Genomic DNA, 19312 nt, shown 5'->3' on the forward strand with positions numbered 1-19312 from the left:
CGGGCGCATTAGGCTAAGTACAGTAGTAAGCAGGCAGGCCGGAGGCTTTGCCGTGGCCAGGGCGCGGAAGGATATCCATGGACCGTCAGCAGGAATTTGTCCTGAGAACCATCGAAGAGCGGGACGTGCGCTTCGTCCGTCTCTGGTTCACCGACGTCGTCGGTTCGCTTAAATCCGTTGCGCTGGCTCCTGCGGAAGTCGAGGGCGCCTTCGAGGAGGGACTTGGCTTCGACGGCTCGTCCATCGAGGGGCTGGCCCGGGTCTTCGAGTCCGACATGCTGGTCCAGCCGGACCCTTCGACTTTCCAGATCCTGCCCTGGCGCGGCGAGGAGGAACAGACATCGCGGATGTTCTGCGACGTTCTCACGCCCGACGGCGAACCGTCCGTCGCGGATCCTCGTAACGTGCTCAAGCGGGCCCTGCGCAAGGCCGGCGACATGGGCTTCACCTGCTACACCCATCCGGAAATCGAGTTCTACCTGCTCAAATCGCAGGAACTCGGCCCTGACGGTGTGCCGGTTCCGGTAGACCGCGCAGGATATTTCGACCATGTGCCCGGCGGCGTGGCCCAGGATTTCCGCCGCACCGCGGTGACCATGCTGGAGAACGTCGGCATCTCCGTGGAGTTCAGCCATCATGAAGACGGTCCCGGGCAGAACGAGATCGATCTTAGGTACGCGGATGCCCTGCAGACCGCCGACAACATCATGACGTTCCGGACCGTGGTCAAAGAAGTAGCGCTGATGGAAGGCATTTACGCAACATTCATGCCCAAGCCCTTCTCCGACCACCCCGGTTCGGGGATGCATACGCACTTTTCCCTCTTCGAAGGCGATTCCAACGCCTTTTTCGAGGCCGGAGCCGAATACCAGCTCTCCAAGACCGGGCGCCAATTCATGGCGGGCATCCTGAAGCACGCACCCGAATTCACCGCGGTGACGAACCAGTTCGTGAATTCCTACAAGCGACTCTGGGGCGGCGGCGAAGCTCCCAGTTACATCTCCTGGGGGCACAATAACCGCTCCGCACTGGTCCGCATCCCGTTGTACAAGCCGAACAAGGGCCAGTCCGCCCGGATGGAATACCGCGGGATCGATTCGGCGGCGAACCCCTACCTCGCCTACGCTGTGTTGCTGGGCGCCGGCTTGAAGGGCATCGAGGAAGGCTACGAGCTGCCGCCTGCCGCGGAGGAAGACATCTGGAGCCTCAGCTCCGCCGAACGCCGGGCGCTCGGCCACGACCCGCTTCCCTCGAGCCTGCACGACGCCATCCGCGCGATGGAAGAGTCTGAGCTGGTCGCTGAAATCCTCGGTGAACAGGTCTATGAGATCTTCCTGCGCAACAAGCGTGCCGAATGGCATGACTACCGCATCCAGGTGACGCCGCACGAGCTCAAGCGGAACATCGACATCCTCTAAGGTGAGGCCATGAGTCTGAACCGGCGGCTGATCTCCAACGGCTTCAACGATTTGGAGAAGAGCACACGCTTTCTCGAATCGTCCGAACTCGATGGGGTGGACCAGCAACGGCTTTTTTCCGGGTTTGCTTACGCCGCCGATCCGGACCTGGCCCTCGTATCCTTGGTCCGGCTGCTGGAGCGGCATCCTCAGCTGGCCGAACTGGTCAACGCCGGGGAAGACGAGAGCGAGGCGCTGTTCCGGCTGCTCGGCTCCTCGGAGGCATTGGCCGAATTTTTGCTGCGCCGGCCGGAGCATCTGGACGTTCTTTCGGCCAAGGTCAGCCCTGAACCGGGAGCGGTGCCGGCAGACAAGCTGCGCGCCTCACTGCTGAAGTCAGTCGGGGCCGATCCTTCCGCCGAGCAGCCGCTGGCCGCCCTGAGCGGCAAGGAGGCCTACAGCCTGCTGCGGTCCACCTACCGGCGGCACCTGGCCGAACTGGCCATCCGCGATCTCGGCGCGGCCTCTCCGGTGGACTATATGCCCTCCGTGGGACGCGAGCTGGCGGATCTCGCGGCGGCGGCGATTGAGGCCGGGCTGGCTGTCTCCCGCGCTGAACTGGCCGCGCGGTTCGACCCCGAGGAGATTGCGGTCGTGCGCCTGGCCGTGATCGGCATGGGCAAATGCGGCGCGCGCGAACTCAATTACATTTCCGACGTCGACGTGGTCTACGTGATCGAAGCCGATGGCATGGACGAGGCGCACGCCTCCACCATCGGCACGGCCTTGGCCGCCGGGATGAGCAGGGCCGTCTTTTCCGCCGGACCGGAGCCCGGCCTGTGGGAAGTGGACGCCAATCTCCGTCCTGAGGGCAAGGAAGGCCGGCTGGTCCGTACGCTCGAATCCCACCTGACTTACTACAAACGGTGGGCCCAGAGCTGGGAGTTCCAGGCGCTGCTGAAGGCGCGCGCCATCGCCGGGGACCCAGACCTGGGCCGGCGGTACGAGGAGGCCGTAGCACCGTTGATCTGGAACTCATCGGAACGGGATGGCTTCGTCGAGTCCGTGCAGGCAATGCGCGGACGGGTGACGGAGAACATTCCGGTGCATGAGCGCGGCCGCCAGCTCAAACTCGGCCGCGGCGGGCTGCGTGACGTGGAATTTACCGTCCAGTTGCTCCAGCTCGTTCATGCCCGGGTGGACGAAACGCTCCGGGTCCGGGACACCACTACCGCCATCGCGGCCTTGAGCGCGGCTGGCTACATTGGCCGCTCCGATGCACGGGAGTTCGACGAAGCCTACCGCTATTTGCGGGTGCTGGAACACCGCATCCAGCTGGTCCAGCTGCGCCGGACGCATTTGATGCCCGAGGGCGACAATGCCTTGCGTGCGCTGGCCAAATCCTCGCTCGGCTCGCTGGAAACGCAGCGGCCCGGCCCCGAAGCCCTGCTCCAGAGGTGGCAGCGGACCAAGCGCCGGGTACGCGAACTTCACGAACGGATCTTCTACCGCCCGCTGCTGGTCTCCGCCGCCAACCTGAGCGCGGACGAAGTCCGGCTCACGCCCGAAGCTGCCCAGGCCCGGCTCGCCGCATTAGGGTACGTAGATCCCCGCGGAGCGATGCGCCACATCGAGGCATTGACCGGCGGAATCAGCCGGCGGTCCCAGCTGCAGCGCCAGTTGCTTCCCGTCCTGCTGGAATGGATCGCCGACGGTGTCGACCCGGACTCCGGCCTGCTCGGATTCCGGCGGCTCAGCGAGGCGCTGGGGGAGTCGCACTGGTATCTGGGCATGCTCCGTGACTCCAGTTCGGCAGCGGAGCGGCTTTGCCACATCCTTTCCAGCAGCCGCTTCATTACTGACCTGCTGGAAGTCTCGCCGGAGTCTGCGGCCTGGCTGGGCTCCGACAAGGACCTCGTTCCGTGGTCGTTCGACGCGCAGTGGTACGAGATCCGGCACAAGCTGGCCCGCCATCAGGACCCCAAGGCGGCTATGCGCCTGATCCGGCTGATCCGCCGTCGCGAAACGCTGCGGATAGCCATCGCGGACAGCTCAGGCCTGCTGGATCAGCGGCAGGTCGGCATTGCGCTCTCCGATACGGACCGGGCGGCCGTTCTCGGTGCCCTGCACGTTGCCGAGGCAGCTGTCTTCGCGGAGGAGGACCAGCTGACCAACCTCCTCGTCGTCGCCATGGGACGACAAGGCGGCAGGGAGATCGGTTACGGCTCGGACGCCGATGTCATGTACGTGCACAAGCCGCTGCCCGGCGCTGACAACGATGCGGCCCAGCAGCAAGCTATGAAGATTGTTTCGCAGATTTCCGCCCTGCTCCAGCAGCCATGCAGCCCGCCTGTGCTCGCCGAGCGCACCCTGGAACTGGATGTGTCGCTGCGTCCGGAGGGGAAGAACGGCCCGATCGTGCGTTCGCTCGACTCGTACCGGGAGTACTACCAGCGGTGGTCCCTGATCTGGGAGGCGCAGGCCCTGTTGCGTGCCCGGCCCATCGCCGGCGACGACGACCTCGCGGCCGAGTACATCGCACTGATCGATCCCATCCGTTACCCGGCAGACGCCGGCCCGGACGACGTCCGCGAGATCCGACGGATAAAAGCCAGAGTGGAATCCGAGCGCCTGCCACGCGGCGCGGATCCATCCCGGCACCTCAAGCTGGGCCGCGGCGCGCTGAGCGATGTGGAGTGGCTGGTGCAACTGCTCCAGCTGGAACACGCGCACCGGATACCCGCACTACGGACAACCGGCACCATGGAGGCGCTGGAAGCGATCGGCGAGGCAGACCTGCTCCCGGCTGCCGATGTGCTCACGCTGCACCAGAGCTGGTCCCTGGCGAGCCGGATCCGTTCGGCAAACATGATCTGGAGTGGAAAGAACGCGGACCTGCTGCCCTTTTCGCGGCGGGATCTGGAAGCCGTTGCCCGCTGGTGCGGCTACAGCCCGGGACACGCCGGAGCCATCGAGGAAGACTATCTGCGGATTACCCGGCGCACCCGCGGCATCTTCGAACGCTACTTCTACGGCTATGGGACCTAACTGGCAGAGTTTCCGGTGCGAGGGACTAGGCTGGTGCACAACTGCGACTACAGGAGTATTCGATGACCGAAATTGACGTCCTTGCCAAGGAACACCTTGCCGCAGCGATGGAAGCAACGCACGGCCGCAGTGCCGCGATGGTGGCCCAGGACGGTCCTCTGCGCCAAACGGTGCTGGCCCTGCGGGCGGGAGCGGCCCTGGGCGAGCACAATGCGCCGCTGGCCGCCAGTATCTATGTCCTGGAGGGCTCGGTCACCGTAGTCTCGGCCGGCGGGCGGCTCGTCGTTAATGAGAACCAGCTTGAAATCATCCCGCAGGAACGCCACTCGGTCGAAGCCAACGAGGACTCCGTCTTCCTGCTCACCGCTGTTACCGAAACCCACGTGGACTCCGGCTCGAACAAGGCTTAACGACGACGGCGGCGCCCACCTTCCGATGGAACACCGCCGGGCGCAACTTGCCCGTGTGCAGCGGCGGCCTACTACTTCGCCTCAAGTAGGTGCCGTTCGTCTTGAACGCTGATGGCGTAGGCAAAGAGCGCTTCTTGGTGTTCGCGGTAGTGGTGGGCACACCAGGAGAGCATGCCGCCGGTGTCGAGCATGACCTGGACGTAGGCGGGGGCACCGCATCGATCGCACAACATTTCGCCCTCCTGGGAGTGATGCAACTGGCGTGGATCTCCAGTGTGCCCCTCTGTGCTTGGGGTGGGCTTGGGATGAATGTTCGGTGAACAAAGCAGAGTCCGCACGCGCTGCCGCCACCGAAGTGTTGGCCGCTCGTGCGGACTCTCTGCAAATTAACCGTGTTTCTGCCGCGAAACCTAGTTAGCAGCCGTAGTAGAGCTCGAACTCGTAGGGGTTTGGGCGCGCGGCGAGCGGGGCGATCTCGTACTCGCGCTTGTAGGCGATCCAGGTGTCGATCAGGTCCTGGGTGAACACACCGCCGGCCTGCAGGAACTCGTTGTCGGCTTCGAGGGCTTCGAGTGCTTCCTCCAAGGATCCCGGAGCCTTCTGGATGTCCTTGGCCTCTTCGGCAGGCAGCTCGTAGAGGTCCTTGTCGATCGGGTCGGCCGGCTCAATCCGGTTCCGGATACCGTCCAGGCCTGCCATCAGCTGCGCGGCGAAGGCCAGATACGGGTTGGAGCTGGGATCCGGGGCGCGGAATTCGAGACGCTTGGCCTTCGGGTTGGAACCGGTGATCGGGATGCGGATTCCGGCGGAGCGGTTGCCCTGCGAGTAGACCATGTTTACCGGCGCTTCGAAGCCCTTGACCAGGCGGCGGTAGGAGTTCACCGTCGGGTTGGTGAAGGCCAGCACGGCCGAAGCGTGCTTGAGCAGGCCGCCGATGTACCAGCGGGCGGTGTCGGACAGGCCGGCGTAGCCCTTTTCGTCGTAGAAGAGCGGCTCGGAGCCGTTCCAGAGCGACTGGTGGCAGTGCATGCCCGAGCCGTTGTCGCCGAACACGGGCTTCGGCATGAAGGTGGCGGACTTCCCCCAGGCGTCGGCGACGTTCTTGACGATGTACTTGAACTTCAGCAGATCATCGGCGGCATGGGTCAGCGTGGTGAACTTGTAGTTGATTTCCGCCTGGCCGGCAGCGCCGACCTCGTGGTGGGAGCGCTCAACTTCGATGCCTACCTCGTCCAGCTCGACGCAGATGGCGTCGCGCAGGTCCGCCTGCTTATCGGTCGGGGCGACGGGGAAGTAGCCGCCCTTGACCGGGGTCTTGTAGCCCTGGTTGCCGCCATCTTCCTTGCGGCCGCTGTTCCAGTGGGCCTCGACGGAATCCACCTTGTAGAAGGAGTGCTCCGGGCTGGACTGGTAACGTACGTCGTCGAAAATGAAGAATTCGGCTTCGGACGCAAAGTAAGCGGTGTCCGCGATACCGGTCGACGCCAGGTATGCTTCGGCGCGCTCGGCAACGCCGCGGGGGTCGCGGTGGTACGGATCCCCGGTACGCGGGTTCACGATCGAGAAGTTCAGCGCAAGGGTCTTCTCCACGCGGAAAGGATCGATGAACGCGGTGGTGACGTCGGGGATGAGCTGCATGTCGGACTCGGCGATGCCCTGGAACCCCCGGATGGAGGAACCGTCGAACAGCTGGCCGTTGACAAAGAATTCCGCGTCAACGGTCTTAGCCGGCACGTTGAAGTGCTGCTGGACGCCTGGCAGGTCTGTGAATCGGATGTCGACGAACTTTACTTCTTCGTCGGCGATGTACTTGAGGACCTCGTCCGCATTCTTGAACATCGGGTCATGCTCCTTACGCATTCATGGGGGTACCTGCCGGCTGCAACACAGGCGCCAGCAACAGTTACTAATGTAGAAGCAGGGAATTTCCCTTTGGTGTCGCGATTGTTTCCGGCAGGTTACTTAATCGATGTGCCCCTAAGCCTAGCGCGGTGATAGCGTCCGCACCCAGACGACGTTACACAGGTCACTTCCGGCCGCCGTCACGACCAGGTCCCGCGCGGAGGTCGGTAGGCTAGAGGAGTGGTAAGCAGAAAAGACCTTGGTTCCTGGCTCGAAGGGCCGCCTCCCTCTAAAGAGCAACAGTGGCCCGGCCAGCGGTTGGGACTGCCCCAGAGCGGCCCTGGCTCGATCGCCCGCCTCGGCCGGCGTGTCATTGCCCTGATGATCGACTGGATCCTGTGCTATCTCATCGCCGCCTGGCTGTTCGACGGCAACGAGCTGAGCATTCTGCTGATCTTTGCCATTGAACAACTGCTGCTGGTCAGCACGCTCGGCTACAGCATTGGCCACCGCGCAGTTGGCATCCAGGTGCGCAAGCTGGACGGGTCTGCCGCCGGACCGCTCGTGGCCGTTGTTCGTACCGTGCTGCTCTGTCTGGTTGTTCCCGCCGTAGTCTTCGATGCCGATCAGCGCGGCCTGCACGACCGCGCGATGGGCACCGTCCTGGTCCGTATGTAGTCCAAAAACCTTGACAAACGACGGCGGCGCCCCACCTTGGAAAGGTGAGGCGCCGCCGTCGTTATTGGCTTGGAAGGGTCAGCGGCCGCGCATTGCCTTGCGGTCCGGACGGGCCTTGAACGGGTCAACGCCCTTCGGGATAGGAAGTTTGTTGCTGCCGAGGGCCTGCAGTCGCTTGTCCACGGCATGCACTTCCTGCTTGGTCAGTTCCTTCTTGAGCTTCTGGACCTTCTTGGCTACCTTGCTCAATTCAACCTGGCCCTCGCCGCGGCCGGTTTCGATGACGTGGACCTTCACGTTGGGCAGGATGCGGTTCAGCTTCCGGCGCTCGGAGTCCACCAGGGTCTTGACTCGGTTTGAAGGGCCTTCGGTCACGAGGATGACGCCGGGGCGGCCGATCGCACGGAAGACTGCATCCTGGGTCCGCGGGTTGACTGCCACCGGCTGTTCCTGCAGGATCCAGCCGCGGCGCAGCACGCTCAGGGCGGCACCGGAAGCACCCGGCTGGCCCTCGATCTGGGCGAAGGCGGCGCGTTCGGCACGGCGGGAGAGGATGAAGGTTGCCGCGAGCAGGCCCAGCGGGACGGAGATGATCAACAGGGTGACCCAGTTGTTGATCAGGAACCCGATGAGCAGACCAATGGCTACGATGCCCAGGAAGGCCAGCAGCATGAGCCAGACTACGTTGGGATCGTTGCGCCGGGTCATCTGGAAGACCTGGCCGATCTGCTTCAGGCGCCCGGGGCCCTTTTTCGCCTTGGCAGGCTTCTCGGCTTTGGGCTTGCGTGAGAAGAGACCACGCTTGGTATTTGCGTCGGAATCGGTGCTATTGGCCATAATGACTCAATTCTATCGTGAAGCCGGCCGGAATTTTGGCCGTGGCGCGGGCACAGCGAGAGGGCCCGGCACTGCGGCGTCCGGACCCCCTCGGGTGAAAAGTTGCAGCCGGGCGGCGCTACCGGGAAATAAGGCTGGCGGCTTCCTGCCGGGTGGCGCCGGAATCTTCGATGCCTTCGGCGATGTGGGCGAGTTCCGGGGGCAGTTCCCGTCCCTTCTTGCGCATCGCGGTGGCCCAGAGCCGGCCGGCCCGGTAGGACGAACGCACCAGCGGGCCGCTCATGACGCCGAGGAAGCCGAGTTCGAGGGCTTCTTCCTGCAGCTCCACGAACTCCTGGGGCTTGACCCAGCGCTCCACCGGGTGGTGGCGTTCGGTGGGCCGCAGGTACTGGGTGATGGTGATCAGGTCGCAGCCGGCCTGGTGCAGATCTCCCAGCGCTTCGGAGATTTCCTCGCGGGTTTCGCCCATGCCCAGGATCAGGTTGGACTTGGTGACCATGCCGTGCTGCTGGCCCTGGGTGATGACGTCCAGGGAGCGTTCATAGCGGAACGCCGGGCGGATGCGCTTGAAGATGCGCGGCACGGTCTCGACGTTGTGGGCGAACACCTCGGGTTTGGTCTCGCAGATGGCGCTGATGTGCTCGGGCTTGCCGGAGAAGTCCGGGATCAGGATTTCGACGCCGGTGCCCGGGTTCAGCTCGTGGATCTTGCGGATGGTTTCCGCGTAGAGCCAGACGCCTTCGTCGGCCAGGTCGTCGCGGGCTACGCCGGTGACGGTGGCGTAGCGCAGGTTCATCTGCTGGACCGACTGGGCCACCTTGGTGGGCTCCAGGATGTCGATGGGGGAGGGCTTGCCCGTGTCGATCTGGCAGAAGTCGCAGCGGCGGGTGCATTCGGAACCGCCGATGAGGAAGGTGGCCTCGCGGTCTTCCCAGCACTCGAAGATGTTCGGGCAGCCGGCTTCCTCGCAGACCGTGTGCAGCCCTTCCTTCTTGACCAGGTTCTTCATGCTGACATATTCGGGGCCGATGTTGACCTTGGCCTTGATCCAGTCCGGCTTGCGCTCGACCGGGGTGGCCGCGTTCCGGGCTTCGACGCGCAGCAGACGCCGTCCTTCGGGGGCGAGAGTCACTTCAGGGCTCCTTCGGGCTGGCTGATGCCAGCTGTGTTGGCGGTGTTCTCGGGCAGTCCGGCCGGTTTGACCAGCGATGCCTCGTACTTGTTCAGTTCCTCTTCGACCCGGCCGGCAACATCGGCGGGGGAGATGTTGCGTCCCGCTTCCACACTCATGCTGGTGGTTCCGGCGTCGGTGATGCCACAGGCAATGATCTGCGCATAAGGGGCCAAGTCATTATTGCAGTTCAGGGCGAAGCCGTGCATCGTCACACGGTGGTTGACGCGGATGCCGATGGCGGCGATCTTGCGGTCCTGTCGGTCGCCGTCACCCTTGATCCAGACACCGGAACGGCCTTCGATCCTGCATCCGTCGATGCCAAAGTCGGCGAGCACGTTGATCAGGACCTGCTCCAGAATGTCCACATAGTCGGCAACCTTGGTGGGGTCCGGCAAGGCGAGGATCGGATAACCGACCAGCTGCCCGGGGCCGTGCCAGGTCAGCTTGCCGCCGCGGTCCACATTGATGATGGGCGTGCCATCGAACGGCTTCTCATGTTCTTCGGTCCGCTTGCCGGCCGTGTAAACAGGGCTGTGTTCCAGCAGGAGGACTTGGCCCTCAGCGGTGCCGGCAACCACATCACTGTGGATTCGACGCTGCAGGTCCCACCCTTCCTGGTAGTCGACGAAGTCGGGGGCAAACCCTATTCGGGAAAACTCAAGGCTCATGGCGACAGCCTACGCCTTGTGCCCGTGGTGGCTCCATTTGTGTGAAGGGCCCCTGGGTGTGGATAACTTCTGCAGCGGAACGGCGGCTGTAGTAAATCTGGACCATGATGCTTCAGCACCCGGCACATGCCGGCGACAGCAGCCCCGCAGATGAGCCGGCCCGGCCGCAGGTACCCGGATTCCGGGTGCAACGCTGGCTCGGCAGCGGCTCTTCGGCCGCCGTGTGGTTGGTGGCGGAAGAATCCGGCGGTCACGAATACGCGCTGAAGGTCTTTAATCCCCACGGCGATGCCCGTCCGGAGGCGGATCGGGAGCGCCTGCTGACCGACGGACTGCGGCACGACCATCTGCTGCAGGTCTTCCGTAACGTGGAGACGGACGCCGGGCCGGGCTTGCTGCTCGAATACGCCGCGGGTGGATCGGTGTCGTCGGTCATTGCCGCCCGGGGCCCCTTGTCCGTGGCCGAAACAGTTACGGTGCTGACGCCGATCGCACAGGCCCTGGCGTTTCTGCATGCGGGCGGCCGGACCCATGGCGACGTTTCGCCCGGCAATGTCCTCTTTACCTCGATGGGCAAACCGCTGCTGGCGGACTTCGGCATCGGCCGGGCTCTGGGTAGCCGCCGGGCCGACGACGGCGGGACGCCGGGATTCCGTCCATCGTCGCCGAGGCGGGGGGATGCCGGGCAACGGCTGGAGCCGGAGGCGGACATCTACGCGCTGGCCGCGCTGGGCTGGTTTATGCTCACCGGACGGGTACCGGCAGCCACTGCCCAGCGCCCGCCACTGAATGTCATGGTGCCGGAAGTGCCGCTGCCGTTGGTTGAGTTGCTGGAAGCGGCACTGGCGGATGCTGCCGCACAGCGGCCGGAGGCGGAAGAGTTCGCCCGCCGGGTTTACCGGACCGCGGACTCGGCGCCGGTGGACCTGTCCGCCGCCGTACACCCGTCGGTGGCCCCGCAGTTGCTGACCCGGCGGATTGCCCGGGACAGCAAGAAACGGAAAGCCTTCGGAGCCAAGCTGCGCAAGCCGCTGGCGGTAATAAAGCCGGGCAGCCTCCGGAAGCCGCAGGTAGTCCGGCGTGCCACTGCCGTGTCGACCCGCGGGGGCAAAGCTCCCCTTGGCCGCGTCCTTGTAGCTGTTGCTTCCTTGGCGATTGCCCTGGCGCTGGCCGTTTTTTCGGGAAACCTTCTCGTCGGGTCCGAGGCAACAGACATTCCCGGAGATCCGGCTGCGCAGGCCGCAGCAGCGTCGGCCCCGGGCGGGGCCACAGCCGACGCAACCGGGCCGCCGGCCGCTCGTCCGCTGCCCGAAGAGCTGGTGCAGGCAGCTACAGCGGATGATCCAGCCGTTGCCGTTGCTGCCTTGGCCTGGTTGCGCACGGAAGCACTGCGGAGCAGGGATGTGTCCCTTCTGGACGACGTCAACGTCGCCGGGTCCGCTCCCATGGCGGCGGACACGGAGATCATTTCCACGCTGGCCTCGCTGGAGCATTGGTTCAGCGGACTCGCAGCCAAAGCGGAGGACATCCGGACGGTGTCCGTTACCGGAACTTCAGCGGTGGTCGAAGCCACGATCAGCACCTCTGCTTTTGAGCAGCGCGACGCCGGCGGCGGCCTCGTCCGGTCCGTGACGGAGGCGAAGAGGCAGCCGCTGCTGCTGGTGCTGGAACGCCAGGACGGCAGGTGGCTGATTGATGAAGTCCGCGACGGCGACTGACACGGCAGGGACCAGCCGACTCAGCCGCGGCGGCCCAACTCGTCGTGGATCCAACGGACGGCGCCCCGCAGGTTTGCCTGGCCGAACTCAAACCCTGCGGCCTCAAGACGTTCCGGGAGCATGCGTTGGCTCGCCAGGATAATGTTCTCAGCCAGGCCGGGCAGAACCGTGGTCAACACCTTCTGCGGGACGCGGACCATCGAGGGACGGTGCAGTTCGGCCGCCAGGACGGACACCAACTGGTCCACCTGGGCCGGAGCCGGCGCGCACACATTGACGGGGCCGGACAGCCCCGATTCGAGCAGGAAAGCCAGGGCGCGTACTTCATCGGCCAGCGTGATCCACGGCCACCATTGCCGTCCGGAACCGAGCGGGCCGCCCAGGCCCAATCTGAGCGGCAGGAGCAACCGTGGGAGGGCTCCACCGTGGGGTGTCAGCACCACGCCGGTACGGGTCACGATGGTGCGACACGAGGCCTGCAGTGCTGCCTCTTCCCAACGCCGGCAAACATCCGCCATCACGGGCGAACTGCCAGCAGCGGATTCTTCCGTGAGGACCTCATCGCCGCGGTCCCCATAGATTCCGGAACCGGACTGGCTGATAAAGACCTTCGGTGGGTTCTCCAGTCGGTTGATGGCTCCGGCGAGGGTGCGGGTGCTGGCAATGCGGGAGGAATACAACTGCTCGCGGGATGACCTGGTCCAGGGCCGCGCCCGCAACGGTGAACCGGACAAGTTGACCACAGCATCGTGGCCGGCGACGACCCTCGGATCAAGACGGCCGGCGGCCGGATCCCATTCGAACTCGCCCTCACCGCGCGGCGGGCGACGGACCAGCCGGCCAACTCGGTGTCCGGAGGAAACCAGGTGCCCGGCCAGCGCCTTGCCGATCAGTCCGGACGCGCCGGAAATGAGGATCTTCATCTGCCCATCACATCATCGAATAACCAGTTGGGGAACGGCCTGCGGCAAGTCACCGACCTGACTGCCGCAGCGGGATGGTTAAGATCGAAGCATGACTTCATCGAGTTACTTCCGCTATCCGCACGTCCACGCCGAGCTGGTCACCTTCGTGGCAGAGGACGATGTGTGGGTGGCACCGCTTCAGGGCGGCCGGGCCTGGCGGATCTCGTCGCTGGGGCTTCCTGCCCGGAACCCGCGTTTCTCGCCCGATGGCGGGCATATTGCGTGGAGCGTGGTGCAGGGCAGCGCGCCAGAGGCTGTCGTAGCTGCCGTGGACGGCGGCGGCTTCCGGCAGCTGACGTACTGGGGCCACGCCTCCACCCGGGTCAAGGGCTTTACCTCGGGCGGCGACGTCATCGTCACTAGTGCCCACCAGCGTGAAGAATCCCGCCATACCTGGGCGCACGCGGTGCCGCTGGACGGCTCCGTCGCCGAGGTGCTGAAATTCGGTCCGGTCGATTCGATTGCTTTTGGACCCGTTGTCGGTGATGAGCGTCCCGTGGTGATCGGCAGCGTGCTGTCCCGGGAGCCTGCCTGGTGGAAGCGCTACCGCGGCGGGACCGCCGGAAAACTCTGGATCGACCGGGACGGATCCGGCGAATTCCAGCGTCTGGCGGTGGAACTGGACGGCAGCCTGACGGACCCCATGTGGATCGGCGGCCGCATTGCCTTCCTCAGCGACCATGAAGGCTACGGCAACCTCTACTCCGTCGCGCCGGATGGTTCCGGCCTCCGCCGGCATACCGATCACGAGGAGTTCTACGTCCGGCACGCCTCCACCGACGGACAACGGATTGTGTATGAATCCGCCGGCGAACTCTGGCTGGTGGAGTCGCTCGGTGATGAACCCAAGAAGCTGGACATCAGCCTCGGTTCGGCATCGACCTCGCGCCGTCCGCGGCCGCTGGACGTTGCCCGGCACCTTGCCGCCGCCGTTCCCAACCAGGACGGTATGGCCTCGGTGGTGGAAAGCCATGGAACCATCCACTGGCTCACCCACCGCGACGGACCCTCGCGCGTAGTCGAAGCTACCCCCGGCGTCCGCGCCAGGCTGGCCCGCCCGCTCGGTACGGACACGGTGATTTACGCCGCAGACCACGACGGCGTGGAGGCGCTCTGCCTCCGCCGCGTATTCGAGGATCTCCCGGTCGCCAATCCGGGGGAGTCCGCGCAGCCCAAAACGCCCGAACCGGAAGCGGACGCAGCCCTGCCCCGGCCGGTCTCCGCCTCAGACGTGGTGGCGAACCCCCAGCCAGCAGCGCCGTCGTCCATTTCTACGGATGAAACAGCGAACGACGGCGGAACGCCGCCGAAGCAGGCAGCCAGCCGCCTCAGCGGCACTCGGCGCATCGACTTTGCCGACCCCACACGCGTGAGCACCATTTCCGCAAGCCCCGATGGCAAGCTGGCGGCCGTGGCGACCGAATTCGGACAGCTCCTGGTGCTCGAGGCAGAGTCCGGCGAGCTGCGCGAAGTAGCTTCTACCGGCCATGGCGCGATCAATGAGGTGGTTTTTTCGCCCGATTCGCGGTGGCTCATGTGGACCGAACCGGTGTCGTCCGAGGGCAGCCGGACCAAACTCAGGCTGGCGGAGGTCACCGCCTCCGGTGGCGACGGCGTCCTGGACATCACCGACGGCCGCTTCCGGGACCACGGACCGGCCTTCAGCCCGGACGGCAAGTTTGCGGCGTTCCTCTCGGAGCGCAGCTTCGACCCGGTTTACGACACGCACAGCTTCGACTTGAGCTTTCCGCAGTCCACCAAACCCTTCCTGGTGGCGCTGGACTCCGTGACCCCCTCGCCGTTCGGCCCGGCGGTCCACGGCACTGTCCCCGAGCCTGCGCCGGAGGTCGGCGCAGAGCCTGACGGGCCGGCCGGAGTTCCGGCGGTTGTTGTCGACCCGCTGCAGCTGCCGGCGAGGATCATTCCCATCCCGGTGCCGCAAGGCCGCTACAGCAGCCTGGCCGCGGTTGACGGAGCACTGCTGTGGCTGGCCACGGACGCGGCGGGGGTCACAGGTGAAGGCCGGGCATCCACGGAAGATCCCGACCAGCCAAACAGGCTGGAGCGGTTCGACATCTCACGCCGGGAGGTGAGCGTTTTAGTACCGGCGCTGGAATCCTACGCCGTGTCCGGGGACCGCAAGCACCTGGTGTACCTGAACAAAAAGCAGGTCCGGGCCGTGCCGGTAGCCGCCAAGGTCGAGGACGACGCGCCGGACAGCGTCGAGGTGGACCTGAGCCGCATCCGACTGCTGCTGGATCCGCTGAAGGTGTGGGGCCAGGCCTTCGACGAAGCCTGGCGGCTGCAGCGGGACTTCTTCTGGGCCGAGGACATGGCGGGCCTCGACTGGGACGGGGTCTACCAGCAGTACCGTCCGCTGGTGGAACGCCTCGGCTCGCACGACGACCTGGTGGACCTGCTGTGGGAGCTCCACGGCGAACTGGGTACGTCGCACGCCTACGTCACTCCCGCACCCGTGACCGAGCCCGGGGCCGGCAAGCAAGGGCTCCTCGGCGCAGATATCGTCAGCACGGACGCCGGGTGGAGCGTACAGAACATTCTGGCAGGCGAGTCATCGGACCCGCTGGCACGTTCCCCGCTGAATGCACCCGGTGCCGGGGTCAGGAACGGCGACATTATCGCCGCCGTGGACGGCATCCCGGTGGACCGGCGCAGCGGTCCGGGACCGCTGCTGGTGGGAGCCGCGGGCAAGACCGTGGAGCTGACCATCATCAACGGACCCGAGACGCAGGAACCTGGCAAACAACGCCGGATCGCCGTGGTGCCCGTAGCGGATGAAGAACGGTTGCGGTACCAGAACTGGGTGGCCGGAAACCGGCGGACCGTGCGTGAGGCTTCCAGCGGGGGCTTCGGCTACCTGCACATCCCCGACATGGTGGCCCGCGGCTGGTCGCAGCTACACCGGGACCTGGATGTGGAGACCACCAGGGACGCGCTGATCATCGATGTGCGCAGCAACCGGGGCGGACATACCTCCCAGCTCGTGGCGGAGCTGATCGGACGCAAGGTCACCGCCTGGAACCTGGCCCGGGGTGAGCAGCCGGGAACGTATCCGGCCCACGCCCCGCGAGGCCCCGTCGTCGTACTCACGGATGAATATGCCGGTTCGGACGGGGACATCATTACGCAGGTCGCCAAGCTTCGGGGCATCGGCCCGGTGGTCGGCACACGGACGTGGGGCGGCGTAGTGGGAATCGACGGCCGGTTCTCGCTGGCCGATGGCACCGGCGTTACCCAGCCGCGGTATGCCTTCTGGTTCACGCAGGATGTGGGCTGGACCGTGGAGAATTACGGTGTGGAACCGGACATCGAGGTGCCGTATCCGCCGCACGCCTACGCCGCGAGGGAGGACCCGCAACTGGAGCACGGCGTGGGTATCCTCAAGGAGATGCTGAAAGAACTGTCGACCGACCGGCCGCCGGCACTGTCCGGGTACCGTTCGCTCCGGCCCGGCAAGCTGCCGCGGCGCCCGCAGGACGTCGGCTGAAAGCCGCTCTGAACAGTGAAGGACCCCGGTGCAGATTACGCACCGGGGTCCTTCAGTTAATGCGCTAAAGCAGTTGATGCGCTAAAGCAGCAAGCTAGCTGGCCAGCGTTGCTTCGACGGTGATGCTGGGAACCGAAGCCAGCGCACCCGATACCGGGCAGGTGTCCTTGGCGCCGGTCGCCAGGCGCTGGAAATCATCGTTGCTGATGCCCGGGACGGTTGCGTCCACGGTCAGGCGGATTTCGGTAATCCCGGTGCCCGGCACGAAATCCACTGCAGCCGAGGTCTTGATGCTCTCGGCGGTGGTGCCGTTTTCCTTGAGCATGTTGCTGAACTGCATCGAGTAGCAGGTGGCGTGGGCCGCGGCCAGGAGTTCCTCAGGGCTGGTCTTGCCTTCGGCCTTTTCCGCGCGGGCGTCCCACGTCACGTCGTAGGTGCCGAGGCCGGAGGTGTCCAGGGACGTCTGGCCGGATCCGGTGAAAAGGTCGCCCTTCCATACGGTGTGGGCCGAGCGGGTTGTAGCCATGTGCACTCCTTGGGTCGGAACTGATTCGGATGATCCTACTGGGCGGGCAGCGGCCACTGGCCGGTGCCGTCGTCTTCATCCTAGGGTGCGGCAGAATCGTTTGCCACCACATTGCGTCCGGGGTGGAACGCAGCGACGGACAACGGAAAAGTTACGGCCGGCATGCCAACGGCCGGCATCCGCAGAGGGATGCTGGCCGTTGGATAAAGCCCGTGGATCAGTTCCAGAGGGTGGCGAGGGCTATGTTGAGCAGGGCCAGACCGCCTACTGCATGTGCCAGGCCGGTTGAGATGGGTTCATTGGCCTTGTACTTGCGGCGGCCGATGAAGGCCAGCACGCCGACAACGAGGGCGATGACGAGCTTGATGCCGAGCTTGACGTAGTTGGGGTCAGTGAAGTCATCGGGCATGGCCGGGATAAGTCCCATCATGATGACGCCGGTGATCAGTTGGAGCATGGCGCCGTCGAACTGGCGCGGGTGGACGGTCGGCTTCTTCATGTTGCCGATCCAAATGCCCACGATCATGGCCGCACCTACGATGTGCAGAAAGACAAAAATGCTGTAAAGGATCTCCATGGCATTTAGCTTATCGGCTCTGAGCTGGGATTACGCCGCGCCACGGAGCAGCAGCAGCCAAACTTTCTACGAACTGTAGTAAGAACCCATCAGGACCATGGCCGTTAAGCCGACGACGGCGGCGGGTGACGTTCGCTGGAACGCTACCCGCCGCCGTCGTTGTCCAGATCCGGCTAGAGACCGAGGTCAGCTTCGAAGGCTCCCTCTTCCAGACGGGTGCGCAGCGTCTGCAGGAAGCGTCCTGCATCGGCGCCGTCGACCAGGCGGTGATCGTAGGTCAGCGACAGGTACATCATGGAGCGGATGGCGATCGAGTCGTCGCCGTTCGCGTCGGAGACCACCACCGGGCGCTTGACGATCGCACCGGTGCCGAGGATTCCTACCTGCGGCTGGTTGATGATCGGGGTGTCGAACAGGGCACCCACGCTGCCGATGTTGGTGATGCTGAACGTGCCGCCGGACAGCTCGTCCGGGCCGATCTTGTTGGTCCGCGTGCGGTCCGCAACATCGGCAATCTTGCCGGCAAGACCGGCCAGGTTCAGGTTTCCGGCGTCGCTGATGACCGGCACGAGCAGGCCCTTGTCCGTGTCCACTGCAATCGCCAGATGCTCGGCGTTGTGGTAGGTGATTTCCTGCTTCTCTTCGTCGTAAGAAGCGTTCAGCTTGGGGTGCTGCTTGAGCGCTTCCGCGACTGCCTTGGCGATGAACGGCAGGAAGGTCAGCTTGGCGCCGTTCTGCTCCTGGAAGGAGTTCTTGGCCTTGGCACGAAGCTTGGCAACCTTGGTCATGTCCACTTCGTGGACCTGCGTGAGCTGCGTGGAAACATCCAGCGACTCGCGCATGCGGCGGGCAATGACTTGGCGGATGCGCGGGGCCTTCTCCACCGTGCCGCGCTTGCCGGCACCGGCAGCACCCGGAGCGGACGCCGCGGCCTTGCCTGCCGACGGGGCGGCCTGGGCTTCAGGGGCCTTGGACGACTCGGCAGCGGAGAGCACGTCCTGCTTGCGGATACGCCCGCCGACACCCGTGCCCTTCACGGAGGACAGGTCGATGCTGTGCTGGTTGGCCAGCTTACGCACCAGCGGAGTCACGTACCCGGCGTCGGAACCGCCGGCAGCTTCGGCAGGCTCGGCCTGGGCGGGGGCTGCCGGTGCTTTCTCAGGAGCGGGGGGCGCTGCCTGCTTGGCGGGAGCTTCTTCCTTGGCCGGAGCGGGTTGTTCGACCGGCTCTTCGCGCTGCTGCGCAGGTGCGGCGGCAACGGGCTCGGCCTCTGCCGGAGCTGCCTGGGCGGGGGCGCCTGCGCCGGAGCCGATGACGGCCAGGACGGAGCCGACCTCGGCGGTCTCGTCCTCGTTCACCCGGATCTCCTGCAGCGTACCGGCTACCGGGGAGGGAATTTCGGTATCGACCTTGTCCGTGGAGACCTCAAGCAGCGGCTCGTCGACGGCTACCTCATCGCCGACCTGCTTCAGCCAACGGGTGACGGTGCCTTCGGTGACGCTTTCCCCCAGCGCGGGGAGCGTGACCTCGGTGCCCTCGCCCGAGCCGGACGCGCCCTTTGCGCCGGACTCGGCAGCCGGAGCAGCCTCCTGCTTCGGAGCCTCTTCGGCGGGAGCTTCCTGGGCCGGTGCCTCCTGAGCCGGAGCTTCCTGAGCCGGAGCTTCCTGAGCCGGAGCGGCCTCGGCCGGGGCAGCATCGCCGGAACCTGAACCGTCGCCGATGCGGACCAGCGCGGCGCCGACGTCCGCAGTTTCGTCTTCGGCGACGAGGATTTCCTCGATGACACCCGCAACCGGGGACGGGATCTCGGTATCGACCTTGTCGGTGGAAACTTCGAGCAGGGGCTCGTCTACTTCTACCCGGTCACCGACCTGCTTCAGCCAGCGGGTAACGGTACCTTCGGTGACACTTTCACCGAGGGCGGGCAAGTTCACGGTTTCAGACATTTCGTCCCCGTTCTCCTT

At 65.2% G+C, this 19312-nt stretch carries 15 protein-coding genes; 6 read left to right on the top strand and 9 right to left on the bottom strand.

Annotation, left to right across the window (positions count from 1 at the left end; all coding sequences use genetic code 11):
- The first annotated feature begins 77 nt into the window (after positions 1 to 77).
- The 3 genes from glnA (HGO92_RS10625) to HGO92_RS10635 all read left to right on the top strand — a co-directional run bounded on the left by glnA (HGO92_RS10625) (position 78) and on the right by HGO92_RS10635 (position 4855).
- On the top strand, positions 78 to 1418 hold the full coding sequence (gene glnA / locus HGO92_RS10625; protein WP_169994575.1) for a type I glutamate--ammonia ligase: 1341 nt from the start codon (positions 78 to 80) through the stop codon (positions 1416 to 1418).
- Positions 1419 to 1427: 9 nt separating this feature from the next.
- A complete protein-coding gene (locus HGO92_RS10630; protein WP_169994577.1) occupies positions 1428 to 4445 on the top strand; it encodes a bifunctional [glutamine synthetase] adenylyltransferase/[glutamine synthetase]-adenylyl-L-tyrosine phosphorylase in 3018 nt (1005 codons plus the stop codon).
- Positions 4446 to 4507: 62 nt separating this feature from the next.
- Positions 4508 to 4855 carry a cupin domain-containing protein gene (locus tag HGO92_RS10635; RefSeq protein ID WP_169994579.1) on the top strand — a complete coding sequence of 116 codons (348 nt, stop codon included), beginning with the start codon at positions 4508 to 4510 and terminating at the stop codon, positions 4853 to 4855.
- 71 nt (positions 4856 to 4926) lie between these two features.
- Here the strand turns inward: HGO92_RS10635 and HGO92_RS10640 are convergent, their stop codons facing one another.
- Positions 4927 to 5088 (bottom strand): DUF7455 domain-containing protein, encoded by a 162-nt coding sequence (locus HGO92_RS10640; RefSeq protein WP_169994581.1) that lies wholly within the window; start codon positions 5086 to 5088, stop codon positions 4927 to 4929.
- Positions 5089 to 5269: 181 nt separating this feature from the next.
- Positions 5270 to 6694: a type I glutamate--ammonia ligase gene (gene glnA / locus HGO92_RS10645; RefSeq protein ID WP_169994583.1), complete on the bottom strand. Its 1425-nt coding sequence runs from the start codon at positions 6692 to 6694 to the stop codon at positions 5270 to 5272.
- Between the two features lie 243 nt (positions 6695 to 6937).
- Between glnA (HGO92_RS10645) and HGO92_RS10650 the strand changes: the two genes are divergently transcribed.
- Positions 6938 to 7375 carry an RDD family protein gene (locus HGO92_RS10650; protein WP_169994584.1) on the top strand — a complete coding sequence of 146 codons (438 nt, stop codon included), beginning with the start codon at positions 6938 to 6940 and terminating at the stop codon, positions 7373 to 7375.
- A 78-nt stretch (positions 7376 to 7453) separates the two neighbouring features.
- Here HGO92_RS10650 and HGO92_RS10655 read toward each other — a convergent pair whose 3' ends face one another.
- The 3 genes from HGO92_RS10655 to lipB form a co-directional block, all read right to left on the bottom strand.
- Positions 7454 to 8212 (bottom strand): DUF4191 domain-containing protein, encoded by a 759-nt coding sequence (locus tag HGO92_RS10655; protein WP_169994586.1) that lies wholly within the window; start codon positions 8210 to 8212, stop codon positions 7454 to 7456.
- A gap of 118 nt (positions 8213 to 8330) precedes the next feature.
- On the bottom strand, positions 8331 to 9344 hold the full coding sequence (gene lipA / locus HGO92_RS10660) for a lipoyl synthase (RefSeq protein WP_169994588.1): 1014 nt from the start codon (positions 9342 to 9344) through the stop codon (positions 8331 to 8333).
- The gene (lipB, locus tag HGO92_RS10665; protein ID WP_169994590.1) at positions 9341 to 10054 is read right to left on the bottom strand and encodes a lipoyl(octanoyl) transferase LipB; all 714 of its coding nucleotides are present in this window, start codon (positions 10052 to 10054) and stop codon (positions 9341 to 9343) included. The genes lipA and lipB overlap by 4 nt, the downstream gene beginning before the upstream one ends.
- A 104-nt stretch (positions 10055 to 10158) precedes the next feature.
- Here lipB and HGO92_RS10670 point away from each other — a divergent pair, with 104 nt between their 5' ends.
- Positions 10159 to 11772 carry a protein kinase domain-containing protein gene (locus tag HGO92_RS10670; protein WP_169994592.1) on the top strand — a complete coding sequence of 538 codons (1614 nt, stop codon included), beginning with the start codon at positions 10159 to 10161 and terminating at the stop codon, positions 11770 to 11772.
- A gap of 20 nt (positions 11773 to 11792) precedes the next feature.
- Here HGO92_RS10670 and HGO92_RS10675 read toward each other — a convergent pair whose 3' ends face one another.
- Entirely contained in the window at positions 11793 to 12695 is a 903-nt protein-coding gene (locus tag HGO92_RS10675) for a TIGR01777 family oxidoreductase (protein WP_169994594.1), read from the bottom strand.
- 91 nt (positions 12696 to 12786) lie between these two features.
- Between HGO92_RS10675 and HGO92_RS10680 the strand changes: the two genes are divergently transcribed.
- Positions 12787 to 16245 (top strand): S41 family peptidase, encoded by a 3459-nt coding sequence (locus tag HGO92_RS10680; RefSeq protein WP_169994595.1) that lies wholly within the window; start codon positions 12787 to 12789, stop codon positions 16243 to 16245.
- A 94-nt stretch (positions 16246 to 16339) separates the two neighbouring features.
- On the opposite strand, the gene HGO92_RS10685 is transcribed toward HGO92_RS10680, so the two are convergent.
- The 3 genes from HGO92_RS10685 to sucB all read right to left on the bottom strand — a co-directional run bounded on the left by HGO92_RS10685 (position 16340) and on the right by sucB (position 19294).
- The gene (locus HGO92_RS10685) at positions 16340 to 16771 is read right to left on the bottom strand and encodes an OsmC family peroxiredoxin (RefSeq protein ID WP_169994597.1); all 432 of its coding nucleotides are present in this window, start codon (positions 16769 to 16771) and stop codon (positions 16340 to 16342) included.
- Between the two features lie 217 nt (positions 16772 to 16988).
- Positions 16989 to 17348, bottom strand: a complete 360-nt coding sequence (locus HGO92_RS10690) for a hypothetical protein (protein WP_169994598.1) — start codon at positions 17346 to 17348, stop codon at positions 16989 to 16991.
- A gap of 173 nt (positions 17349 to 17521) precedes the next feature.
- Entirely contained in the window at positions 17522 to 19294 is a 1773-nt protein-coding gene (sucB, locus tag HGO92_RS10695) for a 2-oxoglutarate dehydrogenase, E2 component, dihydrolipoamide succinyltransferase (RefSeq protein WP_169994600.1), read from the bottom strand.
- Positions 19295 to 19312: the final 18 nt, after the last annotated feature.

Origin of the sequence: Crystallibacter degradans, assembly GCF_012952295.1 — a bacterium.
Lineage (GTDB): Bacteria > Actinomycetota > Actinomycetes > Actinomycetales > Micrococcaceae > Crystallibacter > Crystallibacter degradans.

Bases quoted from the DNA above. Each gene is read 5' to 3' on its own strand.
- HGO92_RS10685 (WP_169994597.1), bottom strand. From the start codon at position 16,771: ATGGCTACAACCCGCTCGGCCCACACCGTATGGAAGGGCGACCTTTTC.
- HGO92_RS10675 (WP_169994594.1), bottom strand. From the start codon at position 12,695: ATGAAGATCCTCATTTCCGGCGCGTCCGGACTGATCGGCAAGGCGCTG.
- glnA (WP_169994575.1), top strand. From the start codon at position 78: ATGGACCGTCAGCAGGAATTTGTCCTGAGAACCATCGAAGAGCGGGAC.
- HGO92_RS10635 (WP_169994579.1), top strand. From the start codon at position 4,508: ATGACCGAAATTGACGTCCTTGCCAAGGAACACCTTGCCGCAGCGATG.
- HGO92_RS10630 (WP_169994577.1), top strand. From the start codon at position 1,428: ATGAGTCTGAACCGGCGGCTGATCTCCAACGGCTTCAACGATTTGGAG.
- HGO92_RS10655 (WP_169994586.1), bottom strand. From the start codon at position 8,212: ATGGCCAATAGCACCGATTCCGACGCAAATACCAAGCGTGGTCTCTTC.
- lipB (WP_169994590.1), bottom strand. From the start codon at position 10,054: ATGAGCCTTGAGTTTTCCCGAATAGGGTTTGCCCCCGACTTCGTCGAC.
- HGO92_RS10670 (WP_169994592.1), top strand. From the start codon at position 10,159: ATGATGCTTCAGCACCCGGCACATGCCGGCGACAGCAGCCCCGCAGAT.
- glnA (WP_169994583.1), bottom strand. From the start codon at position 6,694: ATGTTCAAGAATGCGGACGAGGTCCTCAAGTACATCGCCGACGAAGAA.
- HGO92_RS10690 (WP_169994598.1), bottom strand. From the start codon at position 17,348: ATGGAGATCCTTTACAGCATTTTTGTCTTTCTGCACATCGTAGGTGCG.
- HGO92_RS10680 (WP_169994595.1), top strand. From the start codon at position 12,787: ATGACTTCATCGAGTTACTTCCGCTATCCGCACGTCCACGCCGAGCTG.
- sucB (WP_169994600.1), bottom strand. From the start codon at position 19,294: ATGTCTGAAACCGTGAACTTGCCCGCCCTCGGTGAAAGTGTCACCGAA.
- HGO92_RS10640 (WP_169994581.1), bottom strand. From the start codon at position 5,088: ATGTTGTGCGATCGATGCGGTGCCCCCGCCTACGTCCAGGTCATGCTC.